The 17,681-nt window shown below is 72.6% G+C and carries 14 protein-coding genes and 1 pseudogene; 6 read left to right on the top strand and 9 right to left on the bottom strand.

Annotated features, from left to right (window positions below):
• Positions 1 to 35 precede the first annotated feature (35 nt).
• The 5 genes from RR49_RS10225 to RR49_RS10245 form a co-directional block, all read right to left on the bottom strand.
• Positions 36 to 2,147, bottom strand: coding sequence for an APC family permease (locus RR49_RS10225; protein WP_045247979.1), 2,112 nt, complete (start codon positions 2,145 to 2,147; stop codon positions 36 to 38).
• 118 nt (positions 2,148 to 2,265) lie between these two features.
• Positions 2,266 to 2,709, bottom strand: coding sequence for a DUF1801 domain-containing protein (locus RR49_RS10230; protein WP_045247980.1), 444 nt, complete (start codon positions 2,707 to 2,709; stop codon positions 2,266 to 2,268).
• 129 nt (positions 2,710 to 2,838) lie between these two features.
• Positions 2,839 to 4,056 carry an amidohydrolase gene (locus tag RR49_RS10235; RefSeq protein WP_045247981.1) on the bottom strand — a complete coding sequence of 406 codons (1,218 nt, stop codon included), beginning with the start codon at positions 4,054 to 4,056 and terminating at the stop codon, positions 2,839 to 2,841.
• Positions 4,057 to 4,090: 34 nt separating this feature from the next.
• A complete protein-coding gene (locus RR49_RS10240; RefSeq protein ID WP_045247982.1) occupies positions 4,091 to 5,320 on the bottom strand; it encodes a saccharopine dehydrogenase family protein in 1,230 nt (409 codons plus the stop codon).
• A gap of 153 nt (positions 5,321 to 5,473) precedes the next feature.
• Positions 5,474 to 7,144, bottom strand: coding sequence for a glycoside hydrolase family 13 protein (locus tag RR49_RS10245; RefSeq protein ID WP_045247983.1), 1,671 nt, complete (start codon positions 7,142 to 7,144; stop codon positions 5,474 to 5,476).
• Between the two features lie 71 nt (positions 7,145 to 7,215).
• On the opposite strand from RR49_RS10245, the gene RR49_RS10250 reads away from it, so the two are divergent.
• From RR49_RS10250 to RR49_RS16130, 3 genes and pseudogenes are all read left to right on the top strand, one after another.
• Positions 7,216 to 8,133 carry a pseudouridine-5'-phosphate glycosidase gene (locus tag RR49_RS10250; protein WP_045247984.1) on the top strand — a complete coding sequence of 306 codons (918 nt, stop codon included), beginning with the start codon at positions 7,216 to 7,218 and terminating at the stop codon, positions 8,131 to 8,133.
• 34 nt (positions 8,134 to 8,167) lie between these two features.
• Positions 8,168 to 9,010, top strand: a pseudogene (locus RR49_RS16125) (carbohydrate kinase family protein); the annotation flags it as partial.
• Between the two features lie 177 nt (positions 9,011 to 9,187).
• A complete protein-coding gene (locus RR49_RS16130) occupies positions 9,188 to 9,721 on the top strand; it encodes an adenine phosphoribosyltransferase (RefSeq protein WP_045248021.1) in 534 nt (177 codons plus the stop codon).
• A 2-nt stretch (positions 9,722 to 9,723) separates the two neighbouring features.
• On the opposite strand, the gene RR49_RS10265 is transcribed toward RR49_RS16130, so the two are convergent.
• From RR49_RS10265 to uraD, 4 genes are all read right to left on the bottom strand, one after another.
• Positions 9,724 to 11,130: an amidohydrolase family protein gene (locus RR49_RS10265; protein WP_045247985.1), complete on the bottom strand. Its 1,407-nt coding sequence runs from the start codon at positions 11,128 to 11,130 to the stop codon at positions 9,724 to 9,726.
• On the bottom strand, positions 11,127 to 12,323 hold the full coding sequence (gene hpxO / locus RR49_RS10270) for an FAD-dependent urate hydroxylase HpxO (RefSeq protein WP_045247986.1): 1,197 nt from the start codon (positions 12,321 to 12,323) through the stop codon (positions 11,127 to 11,129). The genes RR49_RS10265 and hpxO overlap by 4 nt, the downstream gene beginning before the upstream one ends.
• A 117-nt stretch (positions 12,324 to 12,440) precedes the next feature.
• The gene (gene uraH, locus RR49_RS10275; protein ID WP_045247987.1) at positions 12,441 to 12,764 is read right to left on the bottom strand and encodes a hydroxyisourate hydrolase; all 324 of its coding nucleotides are present in this window, start codon (positions 12,762 to 12,764) and stop codon (positions 12,441 to 12,443) included.
• The gene (gene uraD / locus RR49_RS10280; protein ID WP_045247988.1) at positions 12,761 to 13,270 is read right to left on the bottom strand and encodes a 2-oxo-4-hydroxy-4-carboxy-5-ureidoimidazoline decarboxylase; all 510 of its coding nucleotides are present in this window, start codon (positions 13,268 to 13,270) and stop codon (positions 12,761 to 12,763) included. The genes uraH and uraD overlap by 4 nt, the downstream gene beginning before the upstream one ends.
• Positions 13,271 to 13,419: 149 nt before the next feature.
• Between uraD and allB the strand changes: the two genes are divergently transcribed.
• The 3 genes from allB (at position 13,420) to RR49_RS10295 (ending at position 17,643) form a co-directional block, all read left to right on the top strand.
• On the top strand, positions 13,420 to 14,781 hold the full coding sequence (gene allB, locus RR49_RS10285) for an allantoinase AllB (RefSeq protein WP_045247989.1): 1,362 nt from the start codon (positions 13,420 to 13,422) through the stop codon (positions 14,779 to 14,781).
• Positions 14,778 to 15,935, top strand: coding sequence for an acetamidase/formamidase family protein (locus RR49_RS10290; RefSeq protein ID WP_045247990.1), 1,158 nt, complete (start codon positions 14,778 to 14,780; stop codon positions 15,933 to 15,935). The genes allB and RR49_RS10290 overlap by 4 nt, the downstream gene beginning before the upstream one ends.
• A 112-nt stretch (positions 15,936 to 16,047) precedes the next feature.
• The gene (locus tag RR49_RS10295) at positions 16,048 to 17,643 is read left to right on the top strand and encodes an AtzH-like domain-containing protein (RefSeq protein WP_048808980.1); all 1,596 of its coding nucleotides are present in this window, start codon (positions 16,048 to 16,050) and stop codon (positions 17,641 to 17,643) included.
• Positions 17,644 to 17,681: the final 38 nt, after the last annotated feature.

The raw sequence follows: 17,681 nt of genomic DNA on the forward strand, positions 1-17,681 counted from the left end.
CTACGCCGCGTGAGGACGGCGGGCGCGGCGGCGTCTCAGTCGCGACCGCGGGCGCCGGGCAGCGACCCGACCGTCGGCTCGGTGCCGCGACCCGCGCGCTGCTGGCCCGGGAGCGGGCGGGAGCGACGACCGTAGATGAGTTCCGACGAGTCGAGCATCCACGGCACGAGGGTGATCGAGACGCCGTGCACGAGCATGAGCTGCTGCGCGATGCGCCGCGAGCGCCGGTTGTGCAGGAAGTTCTCCCACCAGTGACCGACGATGTACTGCGGCAGATAGACGGTGACGACGGCGGGGCCGTACTTCTCGCGGTACTTCTCGATGTAGCCGACGATCGGTGCGACGTAGGCGCGATAGGGCGAGTCGAGGATGACCAGGGGCACCGGCATCCGGTGGTCGACCCATTCCTTCTGGATGTCGTCGCCGCTCTCCTTGGTGAGCGCGACGTGCAGCGCGATCGTCTTGTCGTGGCGTGCGGCGAGCGCGTAGTCGAGAGCCTTCGCGACCGGCTTCTGGAGCTTGCCGACCAGCACGATCGCCACGTCACCCGCGGAGCCGAAGTGCACATGGTCGTCGAAGCGGATCTCGTGCTCGACATCGCGGTAGTACCGGTTCACGCCGATCATCAGCAGCGACAGGATCGGGATGGCGAGGAACACGAGCCAGGCGCCGTGCACGAACTTGGTGATCGTCACGACGATGAACACGACCGCCGTGAAGCCGGCGCCCGTCGCGTTGATGACCAGGCCGTTCCAGATCTCGCGGTGCGTGAAGCTCGCGGACTTCTGCGCCCGTGCTTCGGGCGTGAGGGACTTCAGCTTCTTCAACTCGCGCCGCCAGTGCACGACCATGCCGGCCTGTCCGAGCGAGAAGGACACGAAGACGCCGATGATGTACAGCTGGATCAGTGTCGTGAGGTTCGCTTGGGTGACGGCGAGCACGATGATCGCGGCCAGGCCCAGCGCGACCATGCCGTTCGAGAAGACGAGACGGTCGCCGCGGGTGTTGAGGGCCTTGGGTGCGTAGCCGTCGCGGGCGAGGGTCGCGCCCAGCAGCGGGAAGCCGTTGAAGGCGGTGTTCGCCGCGAGCAGCAGCACCGCCGCGGTCGCCGCCTGCACGACGAAGAACAGGATCGAGTTGTTGCCGAAGGTGGCCGCGGCGACCTGTGCCATGAGGCTCGGCTGGGGCTGGTTGACGCAGTCGAAGCCCACGAGTGCACACGGGTCCTCCGAATAGCGCACTCCCGCGACCAGGGCGAGCATCGTGAGGCCGGCGAACAGGATGATCGCGATGAGGCCCATCGCGGTCAGCGTGCGCTGCGCGTTCTTCACCTTCGGGCGGCGGAAGGCGGGCACGCCGTTCGACACCGCCTCGACGCCGGTGAGCGCCGAGCAGCCGCTGGAGAACGCGCGCAGGATGAGCAGGATGATGCCCGCCTGCGTGATGTCCTCGGCCTTGACCGCGAAGCCGGCGCTCGAGGCGATGGGGGTGTCGCCGACGGCCCAGCGCGCAAGACCCACCACGATCATCAGCGCGATCGAGCCGATGAAGATGTAGGTCGGCAGAGCGAAGGCGCGGGATGCCTCGCGCACGCCGCGGAGGTTGACGAGCACGAGCAACACGACGAAGCCGATCGAGAGCTCGACGCGCCACGTGTTGAGCACCGGCAGCGCGGAGATGATGTTGTCGACGCCGGAGGCGACCGACACCGCGACCGTCAGGATGTAGTCGACGAGCAGGGCCGAGGCGACCACGACGCCCGACTTCTCACCGAGGTTCACGCGGGCGACCTCGTAGTCGCCGCCGCCCGACGGGTAGGCCTTGATGAGCTGCCGGTACGACAGCACCACGACGATCAGCAGCACGACCACGGCGGTCGCGATCCAGGGGCTGAACGCGAGGAACGCGGTACCGCCGATCAGCAGGATCATGAGTAGTTCCTGCGGGGCGTACGCGACCGACGACAGCGCGTCCGACGCGAAGATCGGAAGGGCCATGCGCTTGCGCAGCAGATGGTCCTCGGCGTCGGTGGAGGCCAGCGGATCACCGATGAGGATGCGCTTGGCGATGGGTGTGTCCGGGACCGGGTCAGCCGCCGTGGCGTCCGTGCCGTGTTCGGAACCGTCGTTTGTCACGACGCGCGACATTACGCGCTTGCCGACGGCGCCGCAACGCGGATTCCTGAGGGTTCACCCGATCGTTGTGAGGGATGCCGTCCGCAGGTGCGGATGCGGCATCCCCGACGCGATATCGAGAGCGGATGCCTCAGCTCACCGCGCGGCGCACGAGCTCGGCGATCTGGGCGGCGACGGCGTCGTCGATGGCCGTGATCGCGAACTCCTTCGCCCAGAACGTGCCCTCGTCGAGGTGGGCCGTCGCCTGGAATCCGAGGGTCGCGTAGTGGTCCTTGAACTTCGCGGCGTCCTTGAAGAACAGCACCGACTTGCCCTCGGCGTTCGCGTACGACGGCATGCCGTACCAGAGCTTCGGCGCGAGCTGCGGGGCGACGGTCGTCACGATCTCGTGCACCTTCTCGGCGAGCGGCCGATCGAAGTCGGAGAAGGTCGCGATCTTGTCGATGACGTCCTGCAGCTCGGCGGCGGCCTTGTCCGCGTCCTTGGCGCGCTTGGCGGCGGTGCGCTTCTCGGCTGCCGCCTCTTTCATGGCGGCGCGCTCCTCGGCGCTGAACGTCTCGTCGCTCGGGGTCATGGCGTCTCCTCCACTCGGGCCGCACGCGGCGGCATCGAGCACACGGTACCCCGCGCGATTCTGTGCGTGCTTCTCCGATCGTGCTCGACGGGGCGCCGAACGGTCAGCCGCGCGCACGGTCTCGCGCGCTCAGCCGAGCCAGGCGCGGGCGGCGACGACGAGCGCGTCGACGCCCCGCTCGATCGTCGGGTGCATGACCGGCGCATAGAACGGCGAGTGGTTCGCCGGGATGTCGCGACCGAGCGTGCCGGCCGCGACCGCGGCGGCGTACGCCTCGGGGTCGACGCCGCCCCAGAACCAGTAGACGAGGGGAACCCCCGCGTCGCGCGCGAACCACGAGACATCCTCGCTGCCGGTGAACAGCCCGGGGTCGACGACGTCGTGCTCGCCGAACGCCGCGCGGAACGCGCCCATGACGCGCTCGGTCGCCGCCTCGTCGTTGATGGTGGGCGGCAGGGTGAAGACGCCGTCGAACGTGGGCGGAACCTCGACCCCGGATGCCGCGGCCTCGGCGTTCACGATGCGGTGCACCTGGCTGAGCAGTCGCTCGCGCTGGTCGTCGGTCGTGTAGCGCAGGCTCAGCTCGAGGGTCGCCTCGGCGGGGATGATGTTGTGCTTCAGGCCGGCGTGGATGGAGCCGACGGTCACGACCGCGATGTCCTGCGCACTCGTCTCGCGGGCGACGATCGTCTGCAGCCGCATCACCGTCGCCGCCGCGAGCACGACCGGGTCGATCGTCTCGTGCGGGCGCGAGCCGTGGCCGCCGCGCCCGTGGAGCGTGACGGTGAGGCCCTCGGCGGCGGCCATCTGCGTGCCCGGCCGGGCACCCAGACGGCCCGCGGGGAGGGTGCTCGTCACGTGCTGGCCGAGCACCACCTCGGGCCGCGGGAACCGGTCGAGCAGGCCGTCGTCGAGCATCGCCCGAGCGCCCGCGCCGAACTCCTCCGCCGGCTGGAACAGCGCCACGATCGTGCCCGCCCAGCCGCCCCGCTCGGTCCACAGGCGCTCGAGCGCGCCGAGCAGCGCGGTGATGTGCATGTCGTGCCCGCACGCGTGCATGACGGGCACATCGACGCCCGCCGGGTCGACGCCGCGCGCGGTGCTCGCGTAGTCGAGGCCGGTCTGCTCGGGCACCGGGAGCCCGTCGGTGTCGGCGCGCAGCCAGATGACCGGGCCGTCGCCGTTCTCGAGCGTCGCGACGACGCCTGTGCGACCGACGCCCGTCTCGTGCGGGATGCCGAGCGCGGTCAGGTGCTCGGAGATCACCCCGGCCGTGCGGTGCTCCTGGAAGGAGAGCTCGGGGTGGCGGTGCAGGTCGACATAGATCGCGTCGAGGTCGAGAGGCATGCCCCGACCCTACGCGAGCGTCGCCCGGCGCGGCTCAGTCGATCGGCTTCTCCTCGATGCCCCACGGCGATCCGTAGCCGGCCGGGGCGGCGGCGGCGAGCAGGTCGAGGAACGGGGTCGCCGAGAACGCCTCGGGGCCGAGTACGCCCGTGCCCGACCACACACCGGTGGCGAGCAGTTCGAGGGCGACGACGGGGTTGATGGCTGTCTGCCAGACCACGGCCTGCGAGCCGTACTCGCGCATCGTCTCCTCGTTGTCGGCCACGTGATAGAGGTACGTCGACCGGGGCTTGCCGTCCTTGCCGGTGCCGCGCACCCAGACGCCGGCGCAGGTCTTGCCGCTCATCTTGTCGCCGAGGGTGGCCGGGTCGGGCAGGCATGCGGCCACGACGTCACGGGGCGAGACATCCACGCCCTTCACGGTCACCTTGTCGGTCTTGTCGAGCCCGAGCTTGTGCAGGGTCTTGAGCACGCCGATGAACTCGTCGCCGAGACCGTACTTGAAGGTGACGCGCTTCGCCTTCGTCCAGCGGGGCATGAGCAGCACCTCCTCGTGCTCGACGTTCACGCACTCGACCGGGCCGATGCCGTCGGGGAAATCGAACACCTCGGGCTCGGAGAACGGCGGCGTCGTGAACCAGCCGGTGCCCTCTTCGTAGATGACCGGCGGGTTCAGGCACTCCTCGATGGTCGTCCAGATGGAGAAGGACGGGGCGAAGTCGTACCCGGCGACGACGAGGTTCGCGCCGTCGCGTACGCCGAGCTCGTCGATCTCGTCGAACAGCTCGTCTTCGGCGTAGCGGGCGAAGACGTCCGACAGGCCCGGCTCGACGCCGATGCCGACGAGCGCCAGGCGCCCGGCGGCCTCCCACTCGGCGGCCTTCGCGAACTGCTCGTCGCCGAGCTTGACACCGGGCAGAGCGTGCGGCTGGTCGGGATGCGGGTGCGACAGGCTCATCGCCATGTCGAGGTAGGTGGCGCCGGCTGCGAACGCCCCGTCGAAGATCGGCATCACGAACCGCGGGTCGACGGCGTTGAGCACGTGGGTGATGTCGTGCGCGCGGATGAGGTCGGCGACCGAGTCCGCGTTCGAGGCGTCGACCTGTGCGGCGATCACTCGAGGGTCGCCGACGGCGTCGACGAGGGCCTGCGGACGCGCCGGGTCGTAGTCGGCGACGACCAATGCCTCGAAGAAGTCGCGACGTACGGCGATACGCACCGCCGCCGATCCGACCCCGCCCGCGCCGATGATGAGGATGCGCATGAGAACTCCCGCTCGTGGATGGCTTTCGGCGAGGTTAGGTCGCCGGCGCCTCCGGGCAGATCGCCGTCGCGGCGAACATGCCTGTGCCCGAGCCGCCGCCGCGGCGAGTGCGTCCGCGCGTCATGCCGCTGCGCGACGCGCGGACACGGCGAGTCAGGCGCGCAGCCAGACCGTGGTGTCGGCGGGCAGGGTCTTCTCGATGCCCGGTTCGCTCGCGACGAGAACGTCGCCGGCGGGCAGCGCCACCGGGGATGCCCCGACGTTCGCGACGACCGTCACGTCGCCGTTGCGGAACGCGATGACGTCGTCGCCGAACCCGTCGAGCCACTCGACGGCGCCGGCGCCCAGACCGTAGGCGCGACGTGTCGCGAGCAGGTCGCGGTAGAGCGACAGGGTGGAGTCGGGGTCGCCGGTCTCGGCGTCGCGGGCGTGCTCCGCCCATTCCGCCGGCTGGGGCAGCCACGACGCGCCCGTCGAGTTGAAGCCGAACGAGGGGCCGGTCGACGTCCAGGGCAGGGGCACGCGGCATCCGTCACGGCCGTACTTCTCGTGGTTCGTGCGGAACCACGTCGGGTCCTGGCGCTTGTCGTCGGGGATGTCGATGGCCTCGGGCAGCCCGAGCTCCTCGCCCTGGTAGACGTAGGCGGAGCCGGGCAGGGCGAGCATGAGGGATGTCGCCGCCCGCGCGCGACGCAGACCGAGCGCCGGGATCGGCTGGGCCGCCGACAGCGGGCCGATTCCCTCGCCCTGCGGGCTCGGCGCCGTGAGGGCGAGCCGGGAGGCATGCCGGATCACGTCGTGGTTGGAGAGCACCCAGGTGGCGGGCGCGCCGACGGCGGGGAAGGCGCGCAGCGAGTCGACGATCACCTGGCGCAGCGGCTCCGCCTCCCACTCGGTGGTGAGGTAGGGGAAGTTGAACGCCTGGTGCATCTCGTCGGGCCGCACCCACAGGGCGGTCTTCTCGGGCGTGGGCAGCCATGCCTCGGCGCACAGGGCCCGGTCGCCGTCGTACTCGGCGAGCACCTCGTGCCAGTCGCGGTAGATCTCGTGCACGCCCGGCTGGCCCCAGTAGGGCACGTCGTCGTCCTCGCCACCCATCGAGCCGCCGTCGACCGGCGGGACGTAGTCGGGAAGGCCCGCCTTCTTGATCATGCCGTGCGCGACATCGACCCGGAATCCGTCGACACCGCGGTCGAGCCAGAACCGCAGCACGCCCCGGAAGTACTCGCGCACCTCGGGGTTGTCCCAGTCGAAGTCGGCCTGGGTGACGTCGAAGATGTGCAGGTACCACTGGCCGAGGGTGCCGTCGGCCTCGGTCACGCGCTCCCACATGCCGCCGCCGAACACCGACTCCCAGTTGTTCGGGGGCAGCTCGCCGTTCTCGCCCTTGCCGTCGCGGAAGATGTAGCGGGCGCGCTCCGGGCTGCCGGGCGCGGCCTTCAGCGCCTGCTGGAACCACACGTGCTGATCGGACGAGTGGTTGGGCACGAGGTCGACGATCACTCGGATGCCGCGGCTGTGCGCCTGCGCCAGCATCTCGTCGAAGTCGGCGAGCGTGCCGAACAGGGGGTCGACGTCGCAGTAGTCGGCGACGTCGTAGCCGGCGTCACGCTGGGGGGAGACCATGAACGGGCTCAGCCAGATCGCGTCGACGCCGAGGTCGGCGAGGGCGTCCAGGCGCGACGTGATGCCGGGCAGGTCGCCGATGCCGTCGCCGTTGGAGTCCGCGAACGAGCGCGGGTAGATCTGGTAGATCACGGCGGTGCGCCACCACTCGTGCCCGGGGGTGCTCGGCAGGGGAGAGACATCCGTCGTCGAGGTCATGGGCACCAGGGTACGGCAGAAATCGTATCGATTCGACGGATGCCTCGGTCCACCGGCCCTACGCTGGTCGGGTGACCATCCACCCCGCTCTGCGCCTGTCGACCGAGGTCGCCGCGGCGCTCGCCGACGGCCGTCCCGTCGTCGCCCTCGAGTCCACGATCATCAGCCACGGCCTGCCGCGGCCGCGCAACCTCGAGGCGGCGCGCGAGTTCGAGGAGATCCTGCGGTCGCAGGGCGTGACGCCGGCGACCATCGCGGTGCTCGACGGCGTGCCGCGGGTGGGCCTCGAGCCCGACGAGGTGCGGCGCATCGCCGAGGAGGACCTCGCCAAGGCGAGCGTGCGCGACCTCGCGATCCTCGCCGCGCTCGGCCGCAGCGGTGCCACCACCGTCGCCGCGACCGCGTACCTCGCCGGCCTCGCCGGGGTGCGCGTGTTCGCGACCGGCGGCCTCGGCGGTGTGCACCGCGGCGCCCAGGACACCTTCGACGAGTCGGCCGACCTGTCGGTGCTCGCGCACAGCCCGGTCGCCGTCGTCTCGGCGGGTGCGAAGAGCGTGCTCGACCTGCCTGCGACCCTGGAGCGCCTCGAGACGCTGAGCGTGCCGGTCGTGGGCTTCGGCACCGACGTGTTCCCCCGGTTCTGGCTGCGCGAGTCCGACCTGACGCTCGACTGGCGGGTCGATGACCCGGCGGATGTCGCGGCGATCCTGCGCGCACAGGACCTCCTCGGCACCGGAGCCGGCCTCGTCGTCGCCAACCCCCTCCCGCCCGAGCTCGAGTGGGACCTGGTCGAGCACGACCGGGTACTCGCGGAGGCGTTCGCCGAGGCCGACGCGCAGGGGGTGCGCGGCAAGGCGGTGACGCCCTTCCTGCTGCTGCGCATCGTCGAGCTGTCGGGGGGCAAGAGCCTCGAGGTGAACCTCGACATCGCCCGCAACAACGTGCGCCTCGCGGCCCGCATCGCGACGGCGTTCGCGGCCGGGGCCTGAGCCTGCCGTGACGGGGGGCGCGCGGCCGATCCTCGTGATCGGCGACGTGATCGACGACATCATTGTCGTGCCCGCGGGGCCGATCCGGCCCGAGACCGACACGCTGTCGACGATCGTGTCGACCCAGGGCGGGTCGGCCGCGAACGTCGCCGCGTGGCTCGGATCGCTCGGCGCCGCGGTGCGGTTCGTCGGTCGCGTGGGCGCGGGTGACGGCCCCCGGCACCGGGCCTCCCTGGAGGCGTTCGGCGTCGAGGCGCTCATCGACGAGGACCCGGTGCTCGCCACCGGGCGCATCATCGTGATCGTCGACGGCGACCGGCGCAGCTTCCTCACCGACGGCGGCGCCGCCCGCTCGCTGTCCCCGGCCGTGCTCGACGACGAGCAGCTGGACGCGGCATCCGCTCTGCACCTCACCGGGCACTCAATGCTCGACGCGTGGCGGCGGGTCGACACGGCCGCCCTGATCCCGAGGGCGAAGGCGGCGGGGCTGGATGTCACCGTCGACCCGTCGTCGGCCGGTTTCCTGCGGGACATCGGCGCGCAGACCTTCCTCGACACGATCGCCGGCACCGACGTGCTGCTTCCGAACCGCGCGGAGGCCGAGGCGCTCACCGGCGAAGAGGACCCGCGGCTCGCGGCCGAGGCGCTGCTCGAGATCGTGCCCGCCGTCGTCATCACCCTCGGTGGGGACGGCGTGTTCGTCGCGGAGCGGGGTGAGCGCGGCGTGCACCTGCCGGCGCCGCGCGTGCGGGTGGTCGACCCGACGGGTGCGGGCGACGCGTTCGCCGCGGGTTTCCTCGCGGCTCGCTACGACGGCGCCGATGTGACCGTCGCCGCCCGCCGCGCGATCGTCGTCGCCGCGGGCGCGCTCGGGCGCGCGGGCGGCCGCCCCATCGCCTGCGGGCGGCCGCCCCATCGCCTGAGGGCGGCGTCGGGCGCGGGCTGCGGGAACGCAGCAGCTCGGCGACTCGCCGCCGCGGGAGGGGTGGCGCGGCCGGGGGAGCGAAGGGACGCCCGCCCCACGCCGGAAACACGCGCCGGGTATCGTGACCGCGTGCCCATCGAAGCCCCGTCTGCCGCCGACCTCGCCCGCGCCGAGAGTCTCATCGCGATCGTTCCCGACTTCCCGACGCCGGGCATCAACTTCCGCGACATCACGCCGCTGCTCGCCGACGCCGACGCGTTCCGTGCGGTGATCGACGGCCTCCTCGCCCCGTTCGAGGGCACCTACGACGTCGTCGCCGGGATCGAGGCGCGCGGATTCCTGCTGGCGGCCGCCGCGGCGGTCGCCGGTCATGCCGGTCTCGTGCCGATCCGCAAGGCGGGCAAGCTGCCGCGACCCGCGGCATCCGTCGACTACGCCCTCGAGTACGCGACCGCGACGATCGAGATGCACGACGACATCGCCCCCGGCACCCGGGTGCTGCTGATCGACGACGTGCTTGCGACCGGCGGCACGATCGCCGCCGCGCAGGGCCTCGTCGAGCGTCTGGGCGGCACGGTCGCGGGCACCGCCGTGCTGCTCGAGCTCACCGCGCTCGGCGGCCGGGCGCTCACGGGCGACGTGCACGCCCTGTTCACTGTCTGAGGTCAGGCGGTCCGCGCGACGACGCGCCGCCCCCGCACGTAGACCTGTGCGACCGCCTGCTCGCGCATGCCCAGCAGCAGCGTGAACAGATGGGCGGATGTCCCGGGTTCCCCGCTGTGCGCGAGTACGTCGGCGAAGCCGGGCTGGTCCTGCGGCCGCACCACGACGAAGTCGGCCTCCTTGCCGGCGTCGAGGTTGCCGAACACGTGCTCCTGGTCGAGCGCGCGGGCACCGGCGAGGGTGCCGAGGAAGAGCAGCTCGGCGGGGTGCAGCGCGATCGCGTCGTCACCGGGCTCGGTCATGTGCACCTTGTATGCGTCGGAGAGCACACGCGGGATGAGCCACTCGTCGCCCGCCCCGACATCGGTGCCGAGGGCCACGGTGACGCCGTGTGCGAGCGTGCGACGCCAGGGCATGGTGCCGCTGCCGAGGAACAGCTGCGATGTCGGGCAGTGCGCGATCGATGAGCCGGTCTCGGCGAGCCGGGCGAGCTCGGTGTCCTCGCAGTGCACCGCGTGGGCCAGGATGCTGCGCCGCCCCAGCAGGCTCTCGCCCCCGTATGCCGATTCGGGCATGAAGTGCCCGTCGTAGGTGTCGAGGTAGGTGCGGGTGCCGTAGACCTCGCGCACCGCGGCGATCTCGCCGTCGCCCGGACGGTTGTTCTCGTTGAGGTGCGAGTGGAAGTAGACGCCCCGCTCGCGCGCCTCGCCGTACAGCTCGCCGAGCCCCCGCAGCGTCGTCGGCGTCACCGACAGGCTGAAGCGCGGCACGACGGCGACCTGCGCGAGCGCGCGCGTCGCGTCGGCCGCGGGGCCGGCGGCATCCTGCCCGTGCCAGGCGTCGATCTCGTCGCGGGTCAGCGCGAGCGCGTCGGCCTCGCTGGTGAGAAGGGCGGTGGCCGAGGCGGGGCCGACGGTCTGGATGCCGCGGCCGCTCACCACCCGCAGGCCTGCCTGCAGGGTGCGGGAGAACAGGGCCTCCTGCGCGACCGGGAACGCCGAGCCGAACACCATCGCCGCCGTCGTGCCGACAGCCACCCGGCGGGCGACGAACGCCCGTGCGATCGCGTCGGCGAAGGCCGCGTCGGCGAGACGGGACTCGGCGGGGAACACGCAGTGCTCGAGCCATTCGAGCAGCTCGCCGCCCCCGAACGCGTCGGTGGTGAAGGTCTGCGGGAAGTGCAGGTGGGTGTCGACGAAGCCCGGCAGCAGCACGCCGCCGGTCTCGGTGACCGGGGCCTCGGCCCACTCGGCGGGAAGATCGCGCCAGGCGCCCGAGAACGCGACGCGTCCGGTCGCGTCCACGACCAGCACCCCGTCGGGCTCGGAGACGAGCGAGGCATCGACGTCGCCCGCCACGGGCGCGCCCGCGATGTGCACGAGGTGGCCGCGGTAGACCGCAGCGGTCACAGCAGCCCGCCGCCGAGGTTGACCGGGCTGTCCTCGATGTTGCCGACGATGCCGCGGATGATGCCGACGCCGTCGGCGCCCCGCAGGCTCTCGTACCAGGCGTCGGTCACGGCCGGGTCGAACGCGTGGGTCTCCCACGCGCGCTTGCGGGCGCGCAGCACGAGGTCGCCGGCACGCTCGGCGCGGATCTTCTCGTAGCGCCGCAGCGCGTCGGGCACGCCGAGGGTGTTGGTCGCGAACACGATGCCGAGCGCGAAGGAGTCCTCGAGCGCCGAGCACGCGCCCTGCCCGATGTCGGGCGACGTGTTGTGGGCCGCGTCGCCGAGGATCGCCACGCTTCCGCGCACCCAGGTGTGGAAGGGGTCGATGTCCCAGATCTCGACCCGGTTGAGGGATGTCTCGGGGTCGATCGCCGCGATGAGCGCCTCGGCGCCCGGAGCCCAGCCGGCGAACGCCTCCTCGAGCGGACGCTTGCCGTCGGCCTGCTTGTCGTAGGGCAGACCCGAGGGCTGCGGGATGTCGACGAAGAAGTAGAACCGGTCACCCGCCACCGGCATGACCGCGCAGCGCTTGCCGTCGGCGACGTAGGTGGTCCACTGGGTCGCCGACCCGATGCGCTCGTCGACGGGCACCAGGCCGTTGAAGTTCGTGTAGCCCGAGTAGGTGCGCTCGATGCGCGTGCCGCCCTCGTCGGCGCGGGTCACGTAGTCGCGCACGAGAGAACGGGCGCCGTCGGCCCCGATCAGCACGTCGGCGGTGTCGGTCGTGCCGTCGGCGAACGTGGCGGTGACGATCCCGTCGGCCTCCGACACCGCGACGAGCTTGCGGCCGAGGTGCACGCGGTCGGTGCCGACGCGCTCCATCAGCAGCGCCTGCAGGTCGGCGCGCGCCACCGGGTAGGGGCGCTGCCCGGTCTGGGTCGTCACCGTCTCGAGCGAGAAGCGGCACATCTCGGCGCCGCCGAACCCCTCGTAGTAGGCCATGTCGTCCATGCGGCCGCCGAGGGCGGCGACCTCGTCGCCGAGGCCGAGCCAGTTGAGCACCTTCACGCCGTTGGACCACAGCGACAGGGCCGCCCCGACGGGCTTGTTCTCCCGCATCTGGTCGTAGACGACCACGTCGTGGCCGAGCTTCTGCAGGGCGAGGGCGGCACTGGTTCCGCCGATGCCGGCCCCGATGATGATCACGCGCATGGTCGGCACCCTAGGGCGCGCACATCACGGGCGCGTTTCGTGCCGGATGCCGCGGCCCGCGGCATCCCGCACCCGTCACGTCGACGCGGGCGGGCGGCGATCGACCGGCAGCGCGGGTCAGCTGCCGCGGTAGGTGGAGTAGGCGAACGGGCTCAGCAGCAGGGGCACGTGGTAGTGCGCGCGGCCCGGCTGCACGCGGAACGTGACGGCGACGTGCGGGTAGAACGTCTCGACGCCGACCGCCGCGAAGTACGGGCCGGTGAGGAACGTCAGCGTGTAGTCGCCGGCGGTGAGCGTGTCGGGTCCGAGCGCGAGCCGGCCGTCGCCGTCGGTGGCGCCCTGGGCGATGACCGCGCCGGAGGCGTGGGCGAGCACGACGCCGACGCCCGACGCCGGAGCGCCCGTGGCGGCGTCGAGCACGTGGGTGGTGAGGTGGCTCATGCGGGGTCTCCTTCGGTGACGGCGGTGCGCAGGCGCAGCAGGGCGATCTCGGCGAGCTGGGCGGCGGCCTCGCGCTCCTCGGTCTCGGGGTCGTGGGCGAGGCGGCGGGTGAGGGCGGCGAGGATCTCCGCGGGTGTGCGGCCCGCCGCGCGGATGAGGAACACGCGCCCGAAGCGCTGCTCGTAGTCGCGGTTGCCCTGCGCGATCGCCGCGGTGACGTCGTCGTCGGCCGTCGCCATCGCGGCCTGCTCGGTTCGGGATGCCGCGGCCTCCGCGCCCGCGCCGTGCGGCTTCTCGCCGATGCGGGGGTGGTGGGCGAGGGCGGCGTCGAGGTCGGCGCGGGACCACGCACCCGCCGTCCGCGCGGCATGGTCGGCGAGGGCCTCGACCGTGCCGTACGGGCGGTGGGCGACGACATCCGTCACCCAGGCGGGGATCGCCGCCCACACCGAGACGACGGCCTCCGCGTCGCGCGCGGGCAGGGCGTCGAACTCGGCGATGCGCATGGCGTCACCCTATCCGGGCGGCAGGTGTCGCCTCGCGCCGATCCGGTGGCCGAGGCGGCCGCCGGATCGGCGAGCGAGGCCGCCCGCACGCGTCACAGAATGTTCATCCTGGTTACATCTGTGAAACGCACCGGCCCTAGGGTGGGGCCATGTCGCGCACGACCCCCGCCTTCACGATCGCGGCCCGCCGTGTGCTCGTCGCCGGAGGGTTCGACGAGGCATCCGTCTCGATCGTCGACGGCGTGATCACCGCCATCGGGCCGTTCGACCCCGACGCCGACGTCGTCCTGCCCGACGACACCGTGCTGCTGCCGGGCCTCGTCGACTCGCACGTGCACCTCGACGAGCCGGGCCGCACCGAGTGGGAGGGCTTCGCCACCGGCACCGCCGCCGCCGCCGCCGGCGGCGTCACGACCCTCTTCGACATGCCGCTGAACAGCGTGCCGGTCACGACCACCCCCGAGGCGCTCGCCGCCAAGCGGGCCGCCGCCGCCGGCAAGCTCGCCGTCGACGTCGGCTACTGGGGCGGCGCCGTGCCCGAGAACCTCGGCTCCCTCGCCGACCTCGCCGCCGCCGGTGTCGTCGGCTTCAAGTGCTTCCTGTCTCCGTCGGGCATCGACCAGTTCGGCCACCTCGACGCCGACCAGCTCGAGGCGGCGCTCGCCGAGATCGCGACATTCGACGGCGTGCTCATCGTGCACGCGGAAGACCCCGCCCACCTGCACGGCGACGGCGCGCTCGGCGTGCACTACGCCGACTTCCTCGCGACCCGCCCGCCGATGAGCGAGCAGGCGGCCATCGAGCAGGTCATCGAGGCCTCTCGCCGCACGGGTGGCCGCGCCCACATCGTGCACGTCTCCGACGGCGGCGCCCTCGACGCGGTGCGCGCCGCGAAGGCGGACGGTGTGCGCCTCACCGTCGAGACCTGCCCCCATTACCTGACCCTCGCCGCCGAGGATGTGCCAGACGGTGCGGGCGCCTTCAAGTGCTGCCCGCCGATCCGCGACCGCGCCAACCAGGACCTCCTGTGGGTGGGCGTGCTCGACGGCACGATCGACGCGATCGTCAGCGACCACTCGCCCTCGACCCGCGAGCTCAAGGAGCAGGGCGGCGGCGACTTCGGCCTCGCGTGGGGCGGGATCGCGGGGCTGCAGACCGGGCTCGCGGCGATCTGGACCGCGGCGGCGGGACGCGGCATCCCCCTCGAGCGCGTGCTGCCGCTCATGACCGAGGGTCCCGCGCGCATCGCCGGCCAGCCCGGCCTCGGCGAGATCGCCGTCGGCGCCCCCGCGCACCTCGCCGTCTTCGCGCCCGATCGCGCCTGGACGGTCGACGCGGCCGAGCTCGAGTACCGCAACAAGCTCTCGCCGTGGCACGGCCAGACCCTGACGGGCCGCGTCGAGCGCACCTATCTCGCCGGGCACGAGGTCTTCCGCCTCGGCGAGGGGGTCGGCGTGCGAGCCGGCGCCGAGATCCTGCACACCCTGCGACCCACAGGAGCGGAACGATGACGTTCGAGATCCTCCAGCCCCACACCGGACCCATCCCGGCCGACGTCTACCTGCCGGCGAGCCCCGAGACGGTCACGTGGGGGCGCCTGCCCTCGCGCGCCGACGCGCCCGTGCTCACCGTTCCCGCGGGCACCACGGTGACGATCGACACGGTCAGCCACGAGGGCATCCTCGAGGACCAGGGCAAGGACCCGCTCGGCTACTTCACCGGTCACGGGGTGGTCGCGGCATCCGTGCTCGACGACGCCGTCGCGATCGCCGCGGCGCTCTCGCGCGACCCCGCCGCCGACGGACCGCACGTCGTCACCGGGCCCGTGCGCATCGAGGGCGCCCGCCGCGGCGACCTGCTGAAGATCACCGTCGTCGCCCTGCAGCCGCGGGTGCCGTACGGGGTCATCTCGAACCGGCACGGCAAGGGCGCGCTCCCCGGCGAGCTGCCGCGCGGCGAGGGCACGATGAGCGTGTTCACCCCGGTGGAGGACCGCGACGGATGCCTCGTCGGCACCCTCCCGCTCACCGACGGCGGTCCGCGCGTGGTGGAGTTCCCGCTCGCGCCGTTCCTCGGCACCATGGGCGTCGCGCCCGACAGCGACGAGCGCCCCCACTCGGTGCCGCCCTCGAACTTCGGCGGCAACATCGACATCAAGCTGCTCACCGAGGGCTCGGTGCTCTACCTGCCCGTGCAGGTCGACGGCGCCCTCGCCTACGTCGGAGACCCGCACTTCGCTCAGGGCGACGGCGAGGTGGCGCTCACCGCGCTCGAGGCGTCGCTGCGGGCGACGCTGCGCTTCGACGTCGTGCCGCGCGCCGAGGCGCTCGCCGCCTTCGGCGACGTGCTCGGCCCGCTCGTCGAGACCGCCGACTACCTCGTGCCGACCGGCCTCGACCGCGACCTCAATGAGGCGATGCGCGCCTGCGTGCGGGCGGCGCTCGCCCTCATCCAGGCGCGCTGGGGCATGTCCGAGCACCTCGCCTATGCCTACCTGTCGGCGGCGACCGACTTCGACATCTCGCAGGTCGTCGACATCGTCACCGGCGTGCACGCGCGCATCCGAGTGGCGGATTTCGCCGCGGTGCCGGCGGTGCCTGCGACGCCCGCCACGCCCGCCGCGGCTGGACCGCAGGAGAACGCGCCGGAACAGGACCACACGTGACGAAGCGTCCTGTGCACGAGAGTTCGCCTGTTCTCACGGCGAGGGTCGCGCGCGCCGCGGCCGGGGTCGCGCGCGCCACACCGGCCACGACCACGGATGCCCCGGGGGTGCCGTGAGCCGCGACATCCCCGATGCCCTCTTCACCGCGTTCGACCGGTATGAGCGGGCGATCCTCGACAACGATCTCGCCGTGCTCGACGAGCTGTTCGCCCCCGGACCCGGCACCCTGCGCGGCGACGCGGCGGGCCTGCTCGTCGGTCACGACGCGATCAGCGCGTTCCGCGGGGTGCGGGGCGGGGTGCCGCCGCGCGAGATCGAGCGCATCGAGTACCGAGAGCTGGCGCCGGATGTCGCGCTGCTCGTGTCGATCTCGCGCTACCGCGGCGGCGGCACCGGCCTGCAGACGCAGATCTGGGAGCGCCTCGACGGCCGCTGGCTGATCACCGCGGCCCACGTCACCGCGCGCGCGCAGGCGCTCGACCGGTCGGTGTGGCGCTCGGTCGGCGACCCGCTGCTGCAGGGCGCATGGGAGGGGCCGCTCGACGGTCTCACCGTCGCCGTCAAGGACCTCTTCGCCATCAAGGGCTATCGCATCGGTGCCGGCAACCCGACCTTCCTCGAGACGGCCCGCCCCGAGACGGCGAACGCCGCCGCCGTGTCGGAGCTGCTGCGCGGCGGGGCGTCGCTGCGGGGAATCGCCCGCACCGACGAGTTCGCCTATTCGATCGCCGGCGACAACGCCCATTACGGCACCCCGCCCAACGGCGCCCTCGCTGGTGCCCTGCCCGGCGGGTCGTCGAGCGGCCCGGCGACGGCCGTCGCCACCGGGCAGGCGTCGGTGGGGCTCGCGACCGACACGGCCGGCTCCATCCGTGTTCCCGCCTCCTACCAGGGGCTCTGGGGACTGCGCACGACCCACGGCCTCGTGCCGCGCCAGGGGCTGCTGCCCCTCGCCCAGTCGTTCGACACGATCGGCTGGCTCACCCGCGACGGCGACACCCTGCAGCGGGTCGTCGACTGGTCGCTGAGCTACGACGGGTCGACCTCGACCGAGAGCGTCTTCGGCGAGTCGGGCGCCGATCTGCCCGCCCGCCTGCTCGTGCCCGACGAGATCGTCGAGGCCGCCGAGCCCGAGACGCGCGCGGCGTTCGAAGCGCTGCTCGCCCGCATCGCCGGCCTCGATGACGCGCCGAGCCTTCGCCGGGTCAGCGTCGGATCCCTCGACGACTACCTGGCCGCGTTCCGCACCGTGCAGGGCGCCGAGGCCTGGCGCAACAACGCCGAGTGGGTGCGCGCGCACCCGACCGCGCTGGGCGCCGCCGTCGCCGAACGGTTCCGCATCGCGGCATCCGTCACCCGCGACGACGAGACCGCGGCACGCGCCGCCCTCGAGCCGCTCCGCGACCACGTGCAGAGTCTGGTGCGCGACGCCGTGCTGGTGCTGCCGACCGTGCCCGGCCCGGCGCCCATGCGCACCTCCGACGGCGACCGCGTCGACGCGGTGCGCCAGGCGACCCTGCGCATGACCGCCCCCGCCGCCGTCGGCGGCGCGCCCGCGATCTCGGTGCCGCTGCTCACCGTGCCCTCGCAGCTCGGACCCGCCCCCGTCGGCGTCTGCTTCGTCTCCCGGCCGGGCACGGATGTCGCGCTGGTGCGCTTCGCGCGTCGTCTCGCCGCCGGCCTCGCCCTCCGAAAGGACCTCCCGTGACCCTCCCCGGCCCGATCGACCCGCCCGCGCGCCTACTG

Source organism: Microbacterium ginsengisoli (assembly GCF_000956535.1).
GTDB lineage: Bacteria > Actinomycetota > Actinomycetes > Actinomycetales > Microbacteriaceae > Microbacterium > Microbacterium ginsengisoli.

Bases quoted from the DNA above. Each gene is read 5' to 3' on its own strand.
- RR49_RS10240 (WP_045247982.1), bottom strand. From the start codon at position 5,320: ATGCGCATCCTCATCATCGGCGCGGGCGGGGTCGGATCGGCGGCGGTG.
- RR49_RS10230 (WP_045247980.1), bottom strand. From the start codon at position 2,709: ATGACCCCGAGCGACGAGACGTTCAGCGCCGAGGAGCGCGCCGCCATG.
- RR49_RS10245 (WP_045247983.1), bottom strand. From the start codon at position 7,144: ATGACCTCGACGACGGATGTCTCTCCCCTGCCGAGCACCCCCGGGCAC.
- RR49_RS10225 (WP_045247979.1), bottom strand. From the start codon at position 2,147: ATGTCGCGCGTCGTGACAAACGACGGTTCCGAACACGGCACGGACGCC.
- uraD (WP_045247988.1), bottom strand. From the start codon at position 13,270: ATGCGCATCGCCGAGTTCGACGCCCTGCCCGCGCGCGACGCGGAGGCC.
- allB (WP_045247989.1), top strand. From the start codon at position 13,420: ATGTCGCGCACGACCCCCGCCTTCACGATCGCGGCCCGCCGTGTGCTC.
- uraH (WP_045247987.1), bottom strand. From the start codon at position 12,764: ATGAGCCACCTCACCACCCACGTGCTCGACGCCGCCACGGGCGCTCCG.
- RR49_RS10235 (WP_045247981.1), bottom strand. From the start codon at position 4,056: ATGCCTCTCGACCTCGACGCGATCTATGTCGACCTGCACCGCCACCCC.
- RR49_RS10290 (WP_045247990.1), top strand. From the start codon at position 14,778: ATGACGTTCGAGATCCTCCAGCCCCACACCGGACCCATCCCGGCCGAC.
- hpxO (WP_045247986.1), bottom strand. From the start codon at position 12,323: ATGCGCGTGATCATCATCGGGGCCGGCATCGGCGGAACCAGTGCCGCC.